The organism is Lysobacter xanthus, assembly GCF_047159895.1.
The window spans coordinates 254,301-268,968 of the sequence record NZ_BAAGAB020000001.1 but is presented as its reverse complement, the minus strand read 5'-3'; the positions used below and the strand labels follow the sequence as shown (position 1 = coordinate 268,968).

At 69.3% G+C, this 14,668-nt stretch carries 17 protein-coding genes; 6 read left to right on the top strand and 11 right to left on the bottom strand.

The window, feature by feature from the left end:
* Positions 1 to 249: 249 nt before the first annotated feature.
* Complete coding sequence (locus ACY35P_RS01300) at positions 250 to 1,089, top strand: N-acyl homoserine lactonase family protein (protein ID WP_462114008.1); 840 nt, start codon at positions 250 to 252, stop codon at positions 1,087 to 1,089.
* A 127-nt stretch (positions 1,090 to 1,216) separates the two neighbouring features.
* Here ACY35P_RS01300 and ACY35P_RS01295 read toward each other — a convergent pair whose 3' ends face one another.
* The 3 genes from ACY35P_RS01295 to ACY35P_RS01285 all read right to left on the bottom strand — a co-directional run bounded on the left by ACY35P_RS01295 (position 1,217) and on the right by ACY35P_RS01285 (position 3,554).
* On the bottom strand, positions 1,217 to 2,038 hold the full coding sequence (locus tag ACY35P_RS01295; RefSeq protein WP_462114007.1) for a lysostaphin resistance A-like protein: 822 nt from the start codon (positions 2,036 to 2,038) through the stop codon (positions 1,217 to 1,219).
* Between the two features lie 97 nt (positions 2,039 to 2,135).
* The gene (locus ACY35P_RS01290) at positions 2,136 to 3,200 is read right to left on the bottom strand and encodes a helix-turn-helix domain-containing protein (RefSeq protein ID WP_462114006.1); all 1,065 of its coding nucleotides are present in this window, start codon (positions 3,198 to 3,200) and stop codon (positions 2,136 to 2,138) included.
* 174 nt (positions 3,201 to 3,374) lie between these two features.
* A complete protein-coding gene (locus ACY35P_RS01285; protein WP_462114005.1) occupies positions 3,375 to 3,554 on the bottom strand; it encodes a DUF3606 domain-containing protein in 180 nt (59 codons plus the stop codon).
* 157 nt (positions 3,555 to 3,711) lie between these two features.
* Here ACY35P_RS01285 and ACY35P_RS01280 point away from each other — a divergent pair, with 157 nt between their 5' ends.
* Positions 3,712 to 3,897, top strand: coding sequence for a hypothetical protein (locus ACY35P_RS01280; RefSeq protein ID WP_462114004.1), 186 nt, complete (start codon positions 3,712 to 3,714; stop codon positions 3,895 to 3,897).
* A 39-nt stretch (positions 3,898 to 3,936) separates the two neighbouring features.
* Here the strand turns inward: ACY35P_RS01280 and adhP are convergent, their stop codons facing one another.
* The 4 genes from adhP to ACY35P_RS01260 form a co-directional block, all read right to left on the bottom strand.
* Positions 3,937 to 4,959, bottom strand: a complete 1,023-nt coding sequence (gene adhP / locus ACY35P_RS01275) for an alcohol dehydrogenase AdhP (RefSeq protein ID WP_462114003.1) — start codon at positions 4,957 to 4,959, stop codon at positions 3,937 to 3,939.
* A 105-nt stretch (positions 4,960 to 5,064) separates the two neighbouring features.
* Positions 5,065 to 5,571, bottom strand: a complete 507-nt coding sequence (locus ACY35P_RS01270; protein ID WP_462114002.1) for a GAF domain-containing protein — start codon at positions 5,569 to 5,571, stop codon at positions 5,065 to 5,067.
* Positions 5,572 to 5,650: 79 nt separating this feature from the next.
* Positions 5,651 to 5,839: a CPXCG motif-containing cysteine-rich protein gene (locus ACY35P_RS01265; RefSeq protein WP_462114001.1), complete on the bottom strand. Its 189-nt coding sequence runs from the start codon at positions 5,837 to 5,839 to the stop codon at positions 5,651 to 5,653.
* Between the two features lie 31 nt (positions 5,840 to 5,870).
* Complete coding sequence (locus tag ACY35P_RS01260) at positions 5,871 to 6,032, bottom strand: DUF2256 domain-containing protein (protein ID WP_462114000.1); 162 nt, start codon at positions 6,030 to 6,032, stop codon at positions 5,871 to 5,873.
* Between the two features lie 140 nt (positions 6,033 to 6,172).
* Here ACY35P_RS01260 and ACY35P_RS01255 point away from each other — a divergent pair, with 140 nt between their 5' ends.
* Positions 6,173 to 6,445, top strand: a complete 273-nt coding sequence (locus ACY35P_RS01255; protein ID WP_462113999.1) for a hypothetical protein — start codon at positions 6,173 to 6,175, stop codon at positions 6,443 to 6,445.
* A gap of 94 nt (positions 6,446 to 6,539) precedes the next feature.
* Here ACY35P_RS01255 and ACY35P_RS01250 read toward each other — a convergent pair whose 3' ends face one another.
* The 4 genes from ACY35P_RS01250 to ACY35P_RS01235 all read right to left on the bottom strand — a co-directional run bounded on the left by ACY35P_RS01250 (position 6,540) and on the right by ACY35P_RS01235 (position 11,321).
* Complete coding sequence (locus ACY35P_RS01250) at positions 6,540 to 8,555, bottom strand: M13 family metallopeptidase (protein WP_462113998.1); 2,016 nt, start codon at positions 8,553 to 8,555, stop codon at positions 6,540 to 6,542.
* A gap of 139 nt (positions 8,556 to 8,694) precedes the next feature.
* The gene (locus ACY35P_RS01245; protein ID WP_462113997.1) at positions 8,695 to 9,048 is read right to left on the bottom strand and encodes an FKBP-type peptidyl-prolyl cis-trans isomerase; all 354 of its coding nucleotides are present in this window, start codon (positions 9,046 to 9,048) and stop codon (positions 8,695 to 8,697) included.
* 69 nt (positions 9,049 to 9,117) lie between these two features.
* Positions 9,118 to 9,987, bottom strand: coding sequence for an aspartyl/asparaginyl beta-hydroxylase domain-containing protein (locus ACY35P_RS01240; RefSeq protein ID WP_462113996.1), 870 nt, complete (start codon positions 9,985 to 9,987; stop codon positions 9,118 to 9,120).
* A complete protein-coding gene (locus ACY35P_RS01235; RefSeq protein WP_462113995.1) occupies positions 9,984 to 11,321 on the bottom strand; it encodes a lipopolysaccharide biosynthesis protein in 1,338 nt (445 codons plus the stop codon). The genes ACY35P_RS01240 and ACY35P_RS01235 overlap by 4 nt, the downstream gene beginning before the upstream one ends.
* Positions 11,322 to 11,523: 202 nt before the next feature.
* On the opposite strand from ACY35P_RS01235, the gene ACY35P_RS01230 reads away from it, so the two are divergent.
* From ACY35P_RS01230 to ACY35P_RS01220, 3 genes are read left to right on the top strand one after another with little or no spacing between them, the layout of a single operon-like run.
* Positions 11,524 to 12,354 (top strand): polysaccharide biosynthesis/export family protein, encoded by an 831-nt coding sequence (locus ACY35P_RS01230; protein WP_462113994.1) that lies wholly within the window; start codon positions 11,524 to 11,526, stop codon positions 12,352 to 12,354.
* Positions 12,355 to 12,361: 7 nt separating this feature from the next.
* Positions 12,362 to 13,972 (top strand): GumC family protein, encoded by a 1,611-nt coding sequence (locus ACY35P_RS01225; protein WP_462113993.1) that lies wholly within the window; start codon positions 12,362 to 12,364, stop codon positions 13,970 to 13,972.
* Entirely contained in the window at positions 13,969 to 14,646 is a 678-nt protein-coding gene (locus tag ACY35P_RS01220) for a P-loop NTPase family protein (protein WP_462113992.1), read from the top strand. The genes ACY35P_RS01225 and ACY35P_RS01220 overlap by 4 nt, the downstream gene beginning before the upstream one ends.
* The last annotated feature ends 22 nt before the right edge of the window (positions 14,647 to 14,668 follow it).

Below are 14,668 nucleotides of genomic sequence, written 5' to 3'. Positions count from 1 at the left end.
CCTGATCCCGCGCAAGCAGAAGGTCGTCGAGACGCATCGCGAGACCCGCGTCGACGTGAACACCCCGCCGCGCGTCTGATCCGATGCGTCGCAAGCCGGGCCCGCGAGGGCCCGGTTTTTTTTCGCCCGCGCGTCGCCCGCACCGTCGTCGCACCGCGTCGTCCCGCCGGCGTGCACGACGCCGCGGCCATGGCATGGCATCGTCCATCGGCGCGTCGCCCGACGCCGATGACCCTTCCGGAGGCCCCCATGTCGTTCCGCACGTCGTCCATCCGCATGCTCGCCGCGCTTGCCCTTGGAGGCTCCGCCTTCGCCGCGCAGGCCGCCGATGTTTCCCTCGCGCGACTCGACTGCGGCGGTGCGCCCGAGCCGGTCAGCGTCGCCACGTTCTCGGACACGATGGAATTCCCGGACCTCAAGCTGCAGCTCGTCTACAGCTGTTACCTGGTCCGCCACGGCGATCGTTACCTGCTGTGGGACACCGGCAATGCGATGGACGGCTCGCCGCGCGCGCCGAAGGCGTCGATCGTCGACCAGCTCGCGCGCATCGGGGTGAAGCCCGAGCAGGTCGAATACGTCGGCATCAGCCACTACCACGGCGACCACACGGGGCAGCTCCCGGCGTTCGCGAAGTCGACGCTGCTGATCGGCCGCGGCGACTGGATGGCGGTGCAGCCCGCCACCGCGATCGACGGTGCCGACGCCAAGTCCTATGCCGCCCGACGCGCGCCGTTCGCGCCGTGGATCTCCGGCGGCGCGAAGGTGGAGCCGGTCACCGGCGACCGCCGCGACGTCTTCGGCGACGGCAGCGTGCTGATCCTCGACCTGCCGGGCCACACGCCGGGCCACCACGGCCTGCTGGTGAAGCTGGCCAAGGCCGGCAACGTGCTGCTCAGCGGCGACGTCACCCATTTCCATGAGAACTACCGCAGCAACGGCGTGCCGACCTGGAACACGAGCCGCGCCGACTCGCTCGCCTCGCTCGACCGTTTCCGTGCGCTCGCGAAGAACCTCAAGGCGACGGTGATCATCCAGCACGACCCGCGCGACGTGGCGAAGCTGCCGACGTTCCCCGCGTTCGCGAAGTAGGAACGCGCCTGTCGTTCGACGTCCGGTGTCGACGACCTCGTGCATGGGGGCGTCGATGTCGAGTCGTCCGGCGCACTGTCGACCGCAGGCGCCGGCGAGACGCGCCGACACCCGCGCCCGACCGCACTTACGCGCCGCGCCACCACCGTCGTCCGGTGATCCGCCGCCCGCCGCGTCGCTGGGCGAGCACGATCGTCGCGACCACCGACAGCGCCACGCAGGCGAGTTTCAACGCCACCATCGACGCGTTCCCGACCGCGTTGTCGGCGACGTCGAACAGGGTCCAGTAGGCATTGAGCAGCACGTGGAAGGCGATCGGCAGCCACAGGTTCCATCGCCATTCGACCAGCAGCCACGACCACCACAGGCCACCGACGCCGGTGAGCAGCGCGATGCCCAGCGCCTCGGTGGCATCGCCACCCTGGTAGAGGTGCTCGACGCCGAACACGAGTGCCGACAGCAGGGCGGCGGGCAGGAAGCCCCAGTTCGCGTAGCGGTAGAGGAAGCCGAACAGGAAGGCGCGGAACAGCAGTTCCTCGGCGATGCCCGGCAGCAGCGCGGTGCGCACGAGGTCGAGCGCCATGCGGTCGGCGGGCGCGAGGGTGGACGTCGCGGCGATGCCGGCCAGCACGATCGCACTGGAGGCGAACGCGAAGGCGAACGCGCGGCCCGGCGGGGCGGTGAGCGCGAGCGCCGACAGCGCGCGGCGCCGGCCGAGCAGCAGCGCCGCCACCGCAAGCGGCCCGGCGAGGTACAGGCCGTAACCCACGACGGCGAGCGCCAGCATGCGGGGCCAGCCGTGCAGATCGGCGGCCACCGCATTGAAGGGCACGAGGCCGGTCAGGTCGACGGCGAGGAAGGTCGCGATGACCAGGATCGACGTGGCGGTGCGCGACAGGCGCGGGGCGGCGTCGATGGCGAGGGGCGGGGCGATCGGGAGGATGTCCATGCCGACGTTGTCGCCCGGGGCGCTGGTCCGGCGCTCCTCGAAACCCGGCGATCGCTCCTCGAAACCCGTGCGGACGCTGCTTGAAACCCGGAACGGCTTACGAGGCCTGCGGCTCCGGCCCGGCGGGAACGTCGGACGGCGCGGCCCGGTAGGCGCTCGGCGCCTGCCCGGTCGCCTGCTTGAAGGCGCGGTTGAACGAGGCGAGCGAGGCGAACCCCGAGTCGAGCGCGATGGCGAGGATCTTCTCGCCGGAGAACGCCGGGTCGCGCAGGCGGCGCTTCGCCTCGGCCACCCGGTACTCGTTGACGAAGTTGCGGAAGTGCCCGTGCCCGAGGCGATGGTTGATCGCACGGCGCAGCGCGGGCTCCGGCACCCCGACCTGCGCGGCGAACGCGGCGAAGGTCAGGTCGGCGTCGAGCCAGGGCCGCGCCTCGCGCATCACCGCCTGCACGCGGGCCAGCACCGCGGCGTCCGGGTCCGGCACGGCCTCGCGGGCGCGTGCGGCGACGGGCGTTGCGCCCCAGGGGTCGGCCCGCAGCAGCCAGACGCCGAGCCCCGCGGCCAGCACGGCGATCGCGCCGTTCTGGAGCATCAGGAAGCGCTCGGGCTGCCAGCGGTAGCCGTGCAGCAGGTCCATCGCGAAATCGCTGGCGACCAGCGCGAGCAGCGCGAGCGCGAAGACGGGCCGCGCGCGGCGGCGCCGTTCGACGAGGTCGCCGCGCAGGTCGCGCAGCACGTGCCAGCCCGCATGCAACAACAGGCCGCTGCCGAGCGCGATCTGCAGCGCCGAGAGATCCACGCGCGGCGGCGGCGCGAGATAGCCCTTGCTCGCCACCACGAGTCCGAGCCAGGCGAGCGTCGCGGCCACCACCGCCGGCGTGCGCACGCGCGCCTGGAACAGCACGAGGCAGAACAGCCACAGCGCGATCACCGCCATCCGGCTGGCGAACGAGGCGACGTCCCACAGCGGCGACGGCAGGTCTGCCGCATCGAAGGCCGTGTTGACCCCGAGGAAGCCGGCGAGCCCGAGCGCGAACGCCAGGAAAGCGCGCGACACCGGCAGGCGCGGCGCCGACGCGAGCAGCGCGAGCGCGGTGAGCAGCAGCAGGCTCGCGCCCGCGGTGCGCAGCACGACGTCGAGGAGCAGCGGTGCGTTCGGCATCGGTGGCCTGCGGGCGGGACGGTCCGGGCGGGCCGCCCTCACGCACGGTCCGCGTCGCGAACCTTACCGCGTCGCCGCGCGGCGTTCCGCGCCGCCGCGCCGATGACGGGCAACAAGAAGGGCCGGGTCGAGGACGCAGCGCCCTCGAACCCGGCCCTCGCGGTGGCGCCCGACTCAGTTCGGACGCAGGCGCTTCTCGACCTCGGCGGCGGAATTGCCCACCGCCTCGACGGCGCGGCGCAGTTCCTGCTCGCTCACGCCGAACTTCTCGGTCCAGTACCGCACCTCGTGCTCCTCGCCCAGCGCAATCAGCTTGCGGTCCGGGCTGCCACGATCCTGCAGGTTGTCGCTCATGGTCGCTTCTCGCTTGGGGGAACGCCCGAACCTAGCGCCGCCGGCGTGATCCGTCCGTTGACCGGTCGGGCCGGGTGCCCCACCGCTGCGACTGCTCGCGGGGCGCGCGATCCGCGATGATGCGACGGTCCGGGATGAGCCCGGCGGAGACGTGTCGATGGCCCCGTTTGTGATCGCCCTGCTGGTCCTGCTCGTGGTCGTCATCGCCACGCGGACGCGACGCGGCGAGTCGCCCTCCTACGGCGGGGACGGCATCGCCGGCGACTCGGGCAGCTACGACGGCTCCGGCACTTCCGACGGCTGCGACTCCGGCGACGGCGGCGGGGACTGCGGTTCGGACTGAGCCGCATCGCCGCGGGCGTACGGACCCGCGCGCAACGCCTCAGAGCATCAGCACCACGCGCCCCTGGACCTGCCCATGCCGCAGGCGATCGAGCACGGCGTTGACCTCCGCCAGCGGCGCCATGCTCACCTCGGTGCGCACGCGGCCCTCGACGGCGAAGGCCAGCGCCTCGGCGAGGTCCTTGCGCGTGCCGACGATCGAGCCGCGCAGGGTGATGCGCTTGAGCACCACCGGGAAGATCGGGGTGGGAAAGTCGCCCGGCGGCAGTCCGACGAACGCCACCGTGCCGCCGCGCCGCACGCAGTCCACCGCCTGCGCGAACGCGGGCCGGGAGACCGCGGTGACCAGCACGCCGTGCGCGCCGCCATCGGTCGCCGCGATGACGCGTTCGACCGCGTCGGGCCGCGAGCCGTCGACGGTCACGTCCGCGCCGAGCGACGTCGCGAGCGCGAGCTTGTCGTCGGCGATGTCGATCGCGACCACGCGCAGGCCCATCGCCTTCGCGTACTGCACCGCCACGTGCCCGAGGCCGCCGATGCCGGAGATCGCGACCCACTGGCCCGGTCGCGCCTCGGTCTCCTTCAGGCCCTTGTAGCTGGTCACGCCCGCGCAGAGGATCGGCGCGAGCGCCGGCAGGTCGGCGTCGGCGGGCAGCCGGCCGACGAACTTCGCGTTCGCGACCACGTACTCGGCGTAGGTGCCGTTCACGCTGTACCCGGTGTTGTGCTGCGATTCGCACAGCGTTTCCCAGCCGGTCTGGCAGTACTCGCATTCGCCGCAGGCATCGTGCAGCCAGGCGACACCGACCGCATCGCCGGGCTGGAGGTGCCTCACGCCCGGCCCGAGCGCGACGACGTGGCCGACGCCTTCGTGCCCCGGGATCAGCGGCAGCGTCGGCTTGACCGGCCAATCGCCATCGATCGCATGCAGGTCGGTGTGGCAGACACCGGTGGCGACCAGCCGCACCAGCACTTCGCCGTCGCCCGGCGTCGGAATAGGCACGTCCTCGATGCGCAGCGGGGCACCGAAGGCATGGGCTACGGCGGCTTTCATCGTCTTCATGGGGCACCTCCTGACGGTGTGCCCCAGCGTCGCAGGCCGCGTACGAGCCGGCTTGACCCCGATCAATCCATCAACGTCCGCGGCCGTCCGGCGACGGCCCGCGCCTCAATGCGTAGGCTGCAGGCCCGGCCGGTCGGCCGGTGCGCCCAGCACGCCCGCCATCGCGCCGGGATGCTCGCGCAGCAGCCGCGCGAACATCGCGAGCCCGTCGGCGGTGCGTGGCGTGATCGGGCGGACGTCCGCGTCGAAGTGGCAGACGGTGCCGCACAGGCGGCCCGCATCGTCGAACAGCGGTGCGCTGCAGTACGAGCGCACCACGTCGCGCTTGGGATGGCCGTCGACGCGCGCATCGCGCAGCGAGTCGCGGATCTCCACCGCCGCGCCGCTCTCGCGTACGAGCTGGCAGTACGACGCCACGACGGGTAGGTCGTCGCCCCGCGCGCCCTGCGGGTCCTCGCGGTCGTACATCTCGACGTAGCGCAGCCAGTCGCCGTCGAAGCGGAACAGCGCGGTGAAGCGGAAATCGTCCAGCCAGTTCAGCAGCACGATCGCATCGCGCGTATGGCCGTGCTCGAGCATGTAGACGAGCTGCTGCTCGCGGGACGATGCCATCGGTGCGGAAACTCCTGCGGGACGCGCAAGGGTGCCTGCATCGGGGCCGCGGCGGGTTACGTCCGCGTCAAGGCGGGGCTCAGGTCTCCGATTCCGAGCGCACGTGGAGCACCGCCTCGCCCTCGTCGTCCACCTCCAGCATCACCGTGATCGGCCGGCAGCAGACCGCGCAGTCCTCGATGTAGGTCTGCGCGCCGGCGCTGGCGTCGGCCACGAGGCTTGTCGGCTCGCCGCAGTAGGGGCAGTCGACGTCGACGGTGCTGAGCATGGGGCGGTCTCCGGTGGATCGCGGTGGCAGGTCATCGGCTCGCGCGCGACGGCGGAAGGCCGCGCGGCGTTCCCTTGCGGCAGGCGTCCGAGCAGTACTTCACCGCGTCCCAGTCGCGTTCCCACTTCTTGCGCCAGGCGAAGGGGCGCTGGCAGACGGGACAGGTCTTGGTAGGGCGGTGCACGGTCAGCATGACACCGCATTGTGCGCCGCGATCGGCGCGTCATCGATCGCACCGCCGTGACACCCCGAAACGCCACGGGGGCCACCTGCCTCGTCGACGGGCGCGCATTTGCACCGGGCTACACTGGCGACCCGCCTGGAATTTTCCCGATGACCGACACGTCCGGTGACCCGCTGTACCGGCTCTACGGCGAGATGGCGGCGCTCAAGGCCGTGGTCGGCGTGATGCTGCCGCTGGGCCCGCAGCCGCAGGCCCTGCTGGCGGTCATCGAATCGCTCGAGCAGGCGACGCTCGAAACGCTCGGCGCCCTGCCGGTCGGGCATCCGATGCGCGACGGCTTCCAGGGCACGCTCGAGAACTACAAGCTCATCCTCAACAAGTCGCTCGAGGACGCCAGTCGCGCGGCGAACGACGCGCACTGAGCGCGGGTCCTCGATTCGCCACGCGTAAAAACGTCACCGAACCCGCGGCCCCACCGCGCCGGTCGCGGTCGCGCGCCGCCGGCACCGGGTCGGCTCACCAGACCTCGCAGCGATCCGCGCCGGCGCGAACCATCGCATCGCCCGCCTTGCAGGCGAACGCCTCGCGGAACTCGGGCAGGTTCGACAGCGGGCCGTTGACCCGGAACCGCGCAACCGGATGGGGGTCGCCCTGGATCATCGAGCGCTGCGTTTCCGGCCGCGTCTCGTCGCCGCGCCACTGGCCCCAGGCGATGAAGAACTGCTGCTCCGGCGTGAAGCCGTCGATCGTCGGCTCCGGGCCCTTGCCCTCGCGCGACTTGCGGTAGGCGCGCAGCGCGATCTTCGCGCCGGCCAGGTCGCCGATCGATTCGCCGAGCACGAGACGCCCGTTGTGGTGCAGGCCCGGCTCGATCGCGTAGCGCTCGAACTGGTCGACGACGCACTGGCCCTTCGCCTTGAACTGCGTGAGGTCGGCCGGCGTCCACCAGTTGGCGAGCCGGCCCTTCGCATCGAACTGCGCGCCTTGGTCGTCGAAGCCGTGGCTGATCTCGTGGCCGATCACCACGCCGATCGCGCCGTAGTTCACCGCGTCGGTCGCATCCACATCGAACGCGGGCGGCTGCAGGATGCCGGCCGGGAACACGATCTCATTGAGCGAGGGGTTGTAGTAGGCATTGGACGTCGGCGGCGTCATTTCCCAGCGGTCGCGATCCACCGGCTTGCCGGCCTGGTGGCGGTTTTCGGCCACGTTCCAGCGCGTGGTCGACATGCGGCTCGACAGGAATGCGTCGCGGCTCACGTCGACGCCGGCATAGGCCTTCCACTTGGACGGATAGCCGATCTTCGGCCGGAACGTGCCGAGCTTCTCGAGCGCGCGTGCCTTCGTCTCCGGCGCCATCCAGTCGAGTTCGCGGATGGAATCGCCCATCGCCAGCAGGATGTTCGCCACCATGCCTTCCATCCGCGCCTTGGCTTCCGGCGGGAAGTACTTCGCGACGTACGCCTGGCCGAGCGCGTCGCCGAGCTGCTCGTCGACGTCCGCTGCGCAGCGGTTCCAGCGCGGCTTCATCTGCTTGGCGCCGCTCAGGTAACGGCCGTAGAAATCGAAGTTCTCGGCGACGAACGCGGTCGGGAGCGCCTCGGCATTCGCGTGCAGCACCTGCCAGCGCAGGTAGGTACGCCACGTGGCGAGCGGCGTCGTGGCAAGTTCGCGGTCGAGCTGCGCGAGGAACGCCGGCTCGGTGACGTTGACCTCGCCGCGCGCCATGCCGGCGGTATCGAAGTAGCGACCCCAGTCGAGCGACGGCGCCTTCGCCTGCAGCGCCGCGAAGGCCATCGGATGGTCCTGCTGCTTCGGATCGCGCAGCGCGACATTGTCGAGGGCGGCCGCCGCGAGGCGCTTCTCGAAGTCGAACACCGTCTTCGCGGCCGCCTTCGCCTCGGCGGGCTTCGCGCCGGCCAGCGCGAACATCGTCCCCACGTGCGCGAGGTAGCGCGTGCGCGCTTCGGCGAAGCGCTTGTCGGGCTTGAGGTAGTAGTCGCGGTCCGGCATGCCGAGGCGGCCGGGCGACACGTTGGCGACCATGCGGTCGGGTGCGTGCAGCCCCTGCTGCGCGTAGACGAAGAAGGGCGCCATCACGCCGATGTTGTGCAGGCGCCCGAGCTCGGCCTGCAGCGCATCGCGCGTGCGCACCGACTCGACCCCGTCGAGCCACGGCTTCAGCGGCGCGAGGCCCTGTGCATCGATCCGGCCCTCGTCCATGCAGGCCGCGTAGTAATCGCCGGCGAGACGCCCGGGGCCGCTCGCCTTCGTCTTGCCGGCGGCCAGCGCATCCAGCAGGTCGCGCACGTGCGCCTTGTTGGCCTCGCCCGACTGCCATCGGCGGCTCCAGCGGTCCATGTCCGCCGGGATCGGGTTCTCGCGCCGCCAGGTCCCGTTCGCATACGCGAAGAAGTCGGTGCAGGCCTGCGCATTCGGATCGAGGTCGCCGGACAGGATGCCGTGCGGCGTGCCCGCCGTGGCGGTGCCCAGCGCGGTGAGGAGCAGGAGCGGAAGGCGCGAGCGCGACATGGGGCGGCCTGGCGGGACGGAAGGCCCGACTATAGCCCCGCGTCGCGCCGCATCCGATGCCGTGGGTCTGCCGCGCGCGCATCGGAAATCCGTGCGCGTGCAGGCGCAGTCGCGCCGCACGCACCCGGCGCCGCAGGCCTTAGGCGCCGAGCAGCTCCACCTCGAACTTCAGCGTCGCGTTCGGCGGAATCACGCCGCCCGCGCCGCGCGCGCCGTAGCCGAGGTTGGGTGGGATGATCAGCGTCCGCACGCCGCCTTCGCGCATGCCCTGCACGCCTTCGTCCCAGCCCGGGATGACCATCCCCCCGCCCAGCGGGAAGATGAAGGGCTCACCGTGGTCCTTGCTCGAGTCGAACTTCTCGCCCTGCTGGCCGTTCTCGTAGAGCCAGCCGGTGTAGTGGACGACGACGTTGCGGCCGCGCTGGGCTTCCGGGCCGGTGCCGACGACGGTGTCTTCGTATTGCAGGCCGGAGGCGGTGGTGGTGTAGGGCATGGTGGGGTTCCTGTCGGGGACGGTGCACTCGAAGTCTAGCGGTCCGTCCGTGCAGGCCGATCCACGACGCTACCGCCAGTACCTCTGCACGGTCGGGTCTTCTTCCTGCGCGAGCACTTCGGCCTGGATATGACGGATATGCCGTTCAGGCGGATGCTCGAGCATCGCGAGGCGCTGCAGCAGGAACAGATTCCGGACCTCGATCTTGCGGAAGCCGGCGCTGATCGCCTCGATCTCCAGGTCGGTCAGGTCGGGATGCCAGAAATCGACGATCAGGATCGCGCGGCGCGCGCTGCCCTCGTTCCAGACTTCATGTTCGAACGAATCCTCGAAGAGCAGGCTGCGACCTTCCTGCCAGTGCCGCGTCTCGGGTCCCACGCGAATGCGGCAACCCTCCGGAATGCGGATGCCGAGATGGCAGCGCACGCGCAGGTTGTCGATGCTGCAGTGGGCCGCCAGGTGGGACTGCGATGCATGGATCGAGAACAGTGCATCGCCCCATGGATAACCGATGCACACCCGCGGCAGACCCTGGATGAGCTCGCGGGTGCGGGGACACCTCCGGGTGAGCGCTTCGGTATCGACGCCCATATGGCTGAACAGGTAGACGCCCCAGAACTTGTCCATCGACGGCGGGGTGTAGCGCAGCAGGTCGTCATCGCGCAACGCGAGATATTCCTCGCGGATCACGTCGATCGAGCGCTCGAGCACGAGCGCGCCCGGGGCTGTCTCGACAGCGGGAAACGGTTGGTGCGCGAGCCCGGGAAAGCACGGGTAGGTGGGGTATTGCATCGGCCCGTGCGTGGCGGGGGGCACCTCGCCCGCGAAGGCACGCAGCCATACCTTGACCCGGTCCAGCTCCGGCCCGGCGGAAAGGATGTTGTCGTAATACCCGCCGGATTTCATCGCGGCGATGACGGCACTGCAGGCGGCGTTCAAGCCATCGATTCCCCGGCGGTATCGCCACGATCATGGCGACCGGCCGGAGCCCGCGCAATAACTGACGCATCGAGTCGCGCGGTGTGTTTCAACCATTGCCACGCGAGCAGCGCTGCCGCCAGCGCCGCGGCGGCACTCGCGAAGGCCGCGCCCGAGGCGCCCAGATGCGGCACCAGGATCAGGTTGAGCGTGCCGTTGATCACGATGCCGGCGCATACGCTGAACACGGCGACGTGCGGCCGTCCGATGAAGGCGGCCACCGCCGCGGCCGGGCCGAAGACAGCGGCCGCGACCTGGCCGCCGACCAGGATCAGCAAGGGCCGCAACGCCGGCTCGTAGTGGGGGCCGAACAGGCTCAGGAACCACGGTGCGACCAGCCACAGGCCAAGGAAGGCCATGACGGCGACGGAGAGCATCGTCCGCGCCGAGCTGCGCAACATCCGGTGTACGCCCGCACTGTCGCTGCCGGCTGCAAGCTCCTCCAGCAGCCGTGGAATCAGCACCGTCGTGGCCGCGCCGACGGCCACGAGCACCGGCTGAAGGAAGCGCGTCGCCACCGCGTAGATCGCCACTTCCGGTTTCGTGGCGGTCAGCCCCATCAGCATCAGGTCGAGGCGCTCGTTGATCGCGGCCGCCACCATCACCCCGCAGAAGCCGAGTGCCGCCCGACTCCACGGACGCGCTTCGAACACCGGCGTCGCGCTGCGAATGGGCGACGGCAATACCCGCCATGCGTAGGCAGCGGACGCGACGAGCACCACGCCGTTCGCAACCAGATACGCCGCGAGAACCCAGGAGGCGGAAAGGTTCGCCCGCTGGTTCCACCACAGCGCGGCCAGCAGCGCCAACATCAGTACCGAGCGCAACAGGTTGGCCAGCACCTCGGCCGCGAGCACCCGGTTCAAGCCCTGCAGCAGGCCCGTCAGGACCAGCAGGAGCACGCTGGGCAGGAGCAGTAGCGTCGTCGCCTGGTAATAATGCCTTTGCCCCGCTGCCAGCTCGGGCAATCCAAACGCGACGAAACCCCAGGCCGACAACGCCACCAGCGTGGCGAGTAACGCGGTCGTGGCGAGCGCGAAAACGATCAGGCCGTGCGCCTGGGCCACATGGCCCTGTGCCCACTGCGCCGGCAGGAAGCGCACCAGCACGGCGGGCATGCTCATGCTGACCACCGAGCCGGCGAGGGCCACCCAGACCAGGGCGAGTGCAACCCTCGCGAAGTCCTCCGGTGCCATGGTCCGCGCGAGCGCGAGGAACAACAGGAAAGAGAACCCCGTCGAACCCAGTTTGAGTGCCGTGTTCAACCAGGCGCTGCGAGCTTGCGAGCCAATCATGCGGGGTTCCGGCGAGGTAGCGAGATTTGCGCAACGGACCTTCGCTGCGCCCAAGCGTGCAGGGCCGGGAATTGTCGCCCACTTGTACTCGCCTGGCTTCGCTCGGCGGCCGCGACCGTTTTTTGACGCGGTGCGCCATGTTGTAGACTTGCTACTGCTCCGGGCGCGGCGGGGGATGTAGGTTCGCGCCCGGATCGATTTCATGGAAGGCGCGTTCGCGACCTGCCTGCAGGGTCTTGGGGAAACAATTCAGATGCGTGACGTTGAATCTCGGCTCGAGAGTCACGGGAAATCGGCTGGGCGGGCCTCTGCGCTGCGACGGCTGAATCTCCTCGTGTTTCCCTTGGTGCTGGTGCTCTCTTGCGTGCTTCCGGCGAGGGCGGGATCGACTGCGGGCATCACGGCCGAGCGGGTGGAGCCCGACCGGAAATTCGCATTCGTCTACGTCTTGCGAGCCGGCGACCTGATCGACGTATCCGTCTACCGACATCCGGAACTGTCCCGGAAACTCACCTTGCGACCGGATGGCGCAGTGACGGTGCCGCTGCTGGGTGACGTGCAGGCGGCCGGCAAGTCGCCGAGCGAATTGGCCCGTCTGCTGACGCAACGATACGAAGTGCGGATCCGCAATCCGGAAGTCACCGTTGCCGTCGAGAATCCCCCGGAACCCGTGGTGTTCATCCTCGGCGAGGTCGGTGTCACCCGCGCATTGCCGCTCCGCCAGGCGGGCAATGTCGCGCAGGCGCTGGCCCAGGCCGGCGCACTGCCGAAATCCGCGGCGATCTCGCGCATCACCGTGATCCGCCTGAACGAGCAGGGCGAAATGGTGTCGTACGGCCTGCAGCCCCAGGGTCGTGGCCGCACGGCGCAATTCATGGCGCTCAATGCGATGGCGCTGAAGCCCAACGACCTCATCGTCGTTCCCGAGACGTACCGGGGCCAGGTGGTCCGCGTCTTCCAGGACATGGTGACCGTCCTGTCCCCGTACTTCCAGTTGCGGGTCCTCGACCAGCAAGTCGGCTTTGGATTCTGAGCGGCCCATGAGCGTGAACGAAGCAGTGCCGCACGTCCCCGAAGCAGACAGCTTCCAGATCCGCGCCTCGCTGGAAGCGATCGTGCAATCGCTGAGATTGCATCGCTGGCTGGTGCTGGCCTGCATGGTGCTCACGACGTCCCTCGTGATCGCCTACATGGCCATCTGGCCGCCGATCTTCGAAGCGGAAGTGCTGGTCTCGGCGGACGCCGGGGACGATCCGCAGCGGAACGCCTTCTACCAGGGCTGGAACATATTCCGGAAGGACACCCTGATCGACGAGGCGACCCTCATGACGGCACCGCCGGTCCTGAAGGAAGTCATCAAGCGAATGGACCTGCGCTACGACGAGGTCTATCACCCGTTCACCAGCTATGCCGTCCACCTGTGGGGCGAGTCCTGGTTGGGCCGCGCCTATCGTTCGGTGAAGTACACGATCTTTCCGCCCAAGGTCAGTCCGTACACTCTTTCGGCCCAGGAACTCGAGTACGCCAAGGTGCTCAAGGACCTCAAGGAAAGCGTCAGCGTGCAGCAGGTCGGCGAAGCCAGCATCGGTCTGCTGATGGTCAAGGGATCCACGCAGCGCGTGTCCGAGATCGCCAATACGATCGCGCAGGTCTATCTGGAGCAGCGGCGCGCACGCTTCGTGGGCGAGGCCGAGGAGGCGTACCAGAGCCTGCAGCAGGAAACGGACAAGGCCCTCGAGCAGCTGCGCAAGTCGGAGGCCGACATCAAGCAGTTCTATGCCGACAACGGCATGCTCCTGTTGTTCGAAAAGGAGCGCTCCCAGATCGGCCAGTTGCTCGAACTGGACAACCAGGTGACGGACCTGGAAGCCCGCGTCGCCGCGAGCCAGAACGAGATGTCCGTCCTGAACAGGGAGCTGTCGTCCGAAGGCGTGCAGCTCGGGGCGAACCGCGTATACAAGGACAACGCCAACAAGGATCGCCTGGTGCGTCTGGAAATCCAGCTGGCGGATGCCAACCAGCTCTACCAGCCGAACTCGCCCGAAGTCCAGGACATCGAGCAGCAGATCGCCATCGCCAAGGCGGGCATCGCCGGCACGGGCGCGGGCCAGCCGGTGATGCGCAACATGCTGAGCATCAGCGAAGCCTACGAAGTGGTGCGTCGCAAGAAGCTGGAACTGGATGCGAAGCTGCAGGGCGACCTGGCGGCGCTGCGGGTCAAGCGGATGGAATACGCCAAGTTGCAGGCGGTATTGAACAGCCTCCCGCGGCAGACGCAGGTCAATCGCGAGCTCGAGCGACGCCAGCTCAAGTACGAAAGCACCTATCGCAGCCTCAACGAAAAGCTGACGATGGCGGAAGTTTCCATGGCGACCGCGAAGTCCGCGCCGTCTTCGATGCGGGTGATCGACCCGGCCAGCCCGCCCGAGAAACCGCGCTGGCCCAACAGCAAGTTGTTGGTGCTGGTGGGGATGCTGTCCGGCCTTCTGATGGGTGCGGTCGTCGCCTTGCTGCTCGATCTGTTGCTGCCGCGCGTGAACCGTCACCGCTTGCTCGCGCAGACCGGCGACTACCGCCTGTTCGCCGTCGTCGGCAACGACACTGCCTTCCTGTCCCGGATATTCCCGCAACCCGGAAAGGCATACCGATGAGGCCGCAGCACAAGATTCTCGGCGCGATTCGCGCGCGAGCTCGCTCGGTCGTCTCCAGGAGCCGGGAACCTGCGTCGCGCACGTACCGGTTCATGTCGAGGCTGATCGAGCAGGAATTCCCGGCGGGCGAAATGGGTGTCTGCCTGTCGTTCTTCTCCGCCGACCACGACGGTGCCACGACCGACACGCTGCTGATGCTCGCAAACAGCTTGCAGGGCGAACTGGGCAGCCGTGTCCTGATGGTCGATGCGCGTTTCCGCGATCCGGCTGCCGGGCTTACCGGGCGGTTGGGCATGTTGTCCGCGCCCGGCTTCGCCGAAATCATGCGCGGGGGGCTGGACGGCTGGTCCGATTCCATTCGCAAGACGGCGCTGGACCGCGTCGATGTCTTGCCGGCCGGCCTGCTCGGTCCGTCGGATGCGCTCAGCCTCGACCGCGACCGCTGGACGGAATTTCTCGCACGCGCGGCGGGCCGTTACCGCCATGTCCTGATCCAGACGAGTTCGGTGCTGGCGGATACCCGCAGCCTGCTCGCGGTGGCGCAGACCGATGCGGTGTTCCTCGTCGTGCAGGAGAACCTCACGCTGATGAACACCGTCGCCGACATCCGGCATGTCCTGCTGAGCAACGGCGTCGAGGACCTGCGTGTGGTCCTGTCGACGCCCGAGCAGTGAGGCTGCAGTGGCCACGCCCGCA

Bases quoted from the DNA above. Each gene is read 5' to 3' on its own strand.
- ACY35P_RS01230 (WP_462113994.1), top strand. From the start codon at position 11,524: ATGGAAGGCGCGTTCGCGACCTGCCTGCAGGGTCTTGGGGAAACAATT.
- ACY35P_RS01300 (WP_462114008.1), top strand. From the start codon at position 250: ATGTCGTTCCGCACGTCGTCCATCCGCATGCTCGCCGCGCTTGCCCTT.
- ACY35P_RS01265 (WP_462114001.1), bottom strand. From the start codon at position 5,839: ATGCTCAGCACCGTCGACGTCGACTGCCCCTACTGCGGCGAGCCGACA.
- ACY35P_RS01285 (WP_462114005.1), bottom strand. From the start codon at position 3,554: ATGAGCGACAACCTGCAGGATCGTGGCAGCCCGGACCGCAAGCTGATT.
- ACY35P_RS01245 (WP_462113997.1), bottom strand. From the start codon at position 9,048: ATGCCCTACACCACCACCGCCTCCGGCCTGCAATACGAAGACACCGTC.
- ACY35P_RS01250 (WP_462113998.1), bottom strand. From the start codon at position 8,555: ATGTCGCGCTCGCGCCTTCCGCTCCTGCTCCTCACCGCGCTGGGCACC.
- ACY35P_RS01280 (WP_462114004.1), top strand. From the start codon at position 3,712: ATGGCCCCGTTTGTGATCGCCCTGCTGGTCCTGCTCGTGGTCGTCATC.
- ACY35P_RS01270 (WP_462114002.1), bottom strand. From the start codon at position 5,571: ATGGCATCGTCCCGCGAGCAGCAGCTCGTCTACATGCTCGAGCACGGC.
- ACY35P_RS01290 (WP_462114006.1), bottom strand. From the start codon at position 3,200: ATGCCGAACGCACCGCTGCTCCTCGACGTCGTGCTGCGCACCGCGGGC.
- ACY35P_RS01220 (WP_462113992.1), top strand. From the start codon at position 13,969: ATGAGGCCGCAGCACAAGATTCTCGGCGCGATTCGCGCGCGAGCTCGC.
- adhP (WP_462114003.1), bottom strand. From the start codon at position 4,959: ATGAAGACGATGAAAGCCGCCGTAGCCCATGCCTTCGGTGCCCCGCTG.
- ACY35P_RS01235 (WP_462113995.1), bottom strand. From the start codon at position 11,321: ATGATTGGCTCGCAAGCTCGCAGCGCCTGGTTGAACACGGCACTCAAA.
- ACY35P_RS01255 (WP_462113999.1), top strand. From the start codon at position 6,173: ATGACCGACACGTCCGGTGACCCGCTGTACCGGCTCTACGGCGAGATG.
- ACY35P_RS01225 (WP_462113993.1), top strand. From the start codon at position 12,362: ATGAGCGTGAACGAAGCAGTGCCGCACGTCCCCGAAGCAGACAGCTTC.
- ACY35P_RS01295 (WP_462114007.1), bottom strand. From the start codon at position 2,038: ATGGACATCCTCCCGATCGCCCCGCCCCTCGCCATCGACGCCGCCCCG.
- ACY35P_RS01260 (WP_462114000.1), bottom strand. From the start codon at position 6,032: ATGCTGACCGTGCACCGCCCTACCAAGACCTGTCCCGTCTGCCAGCGC.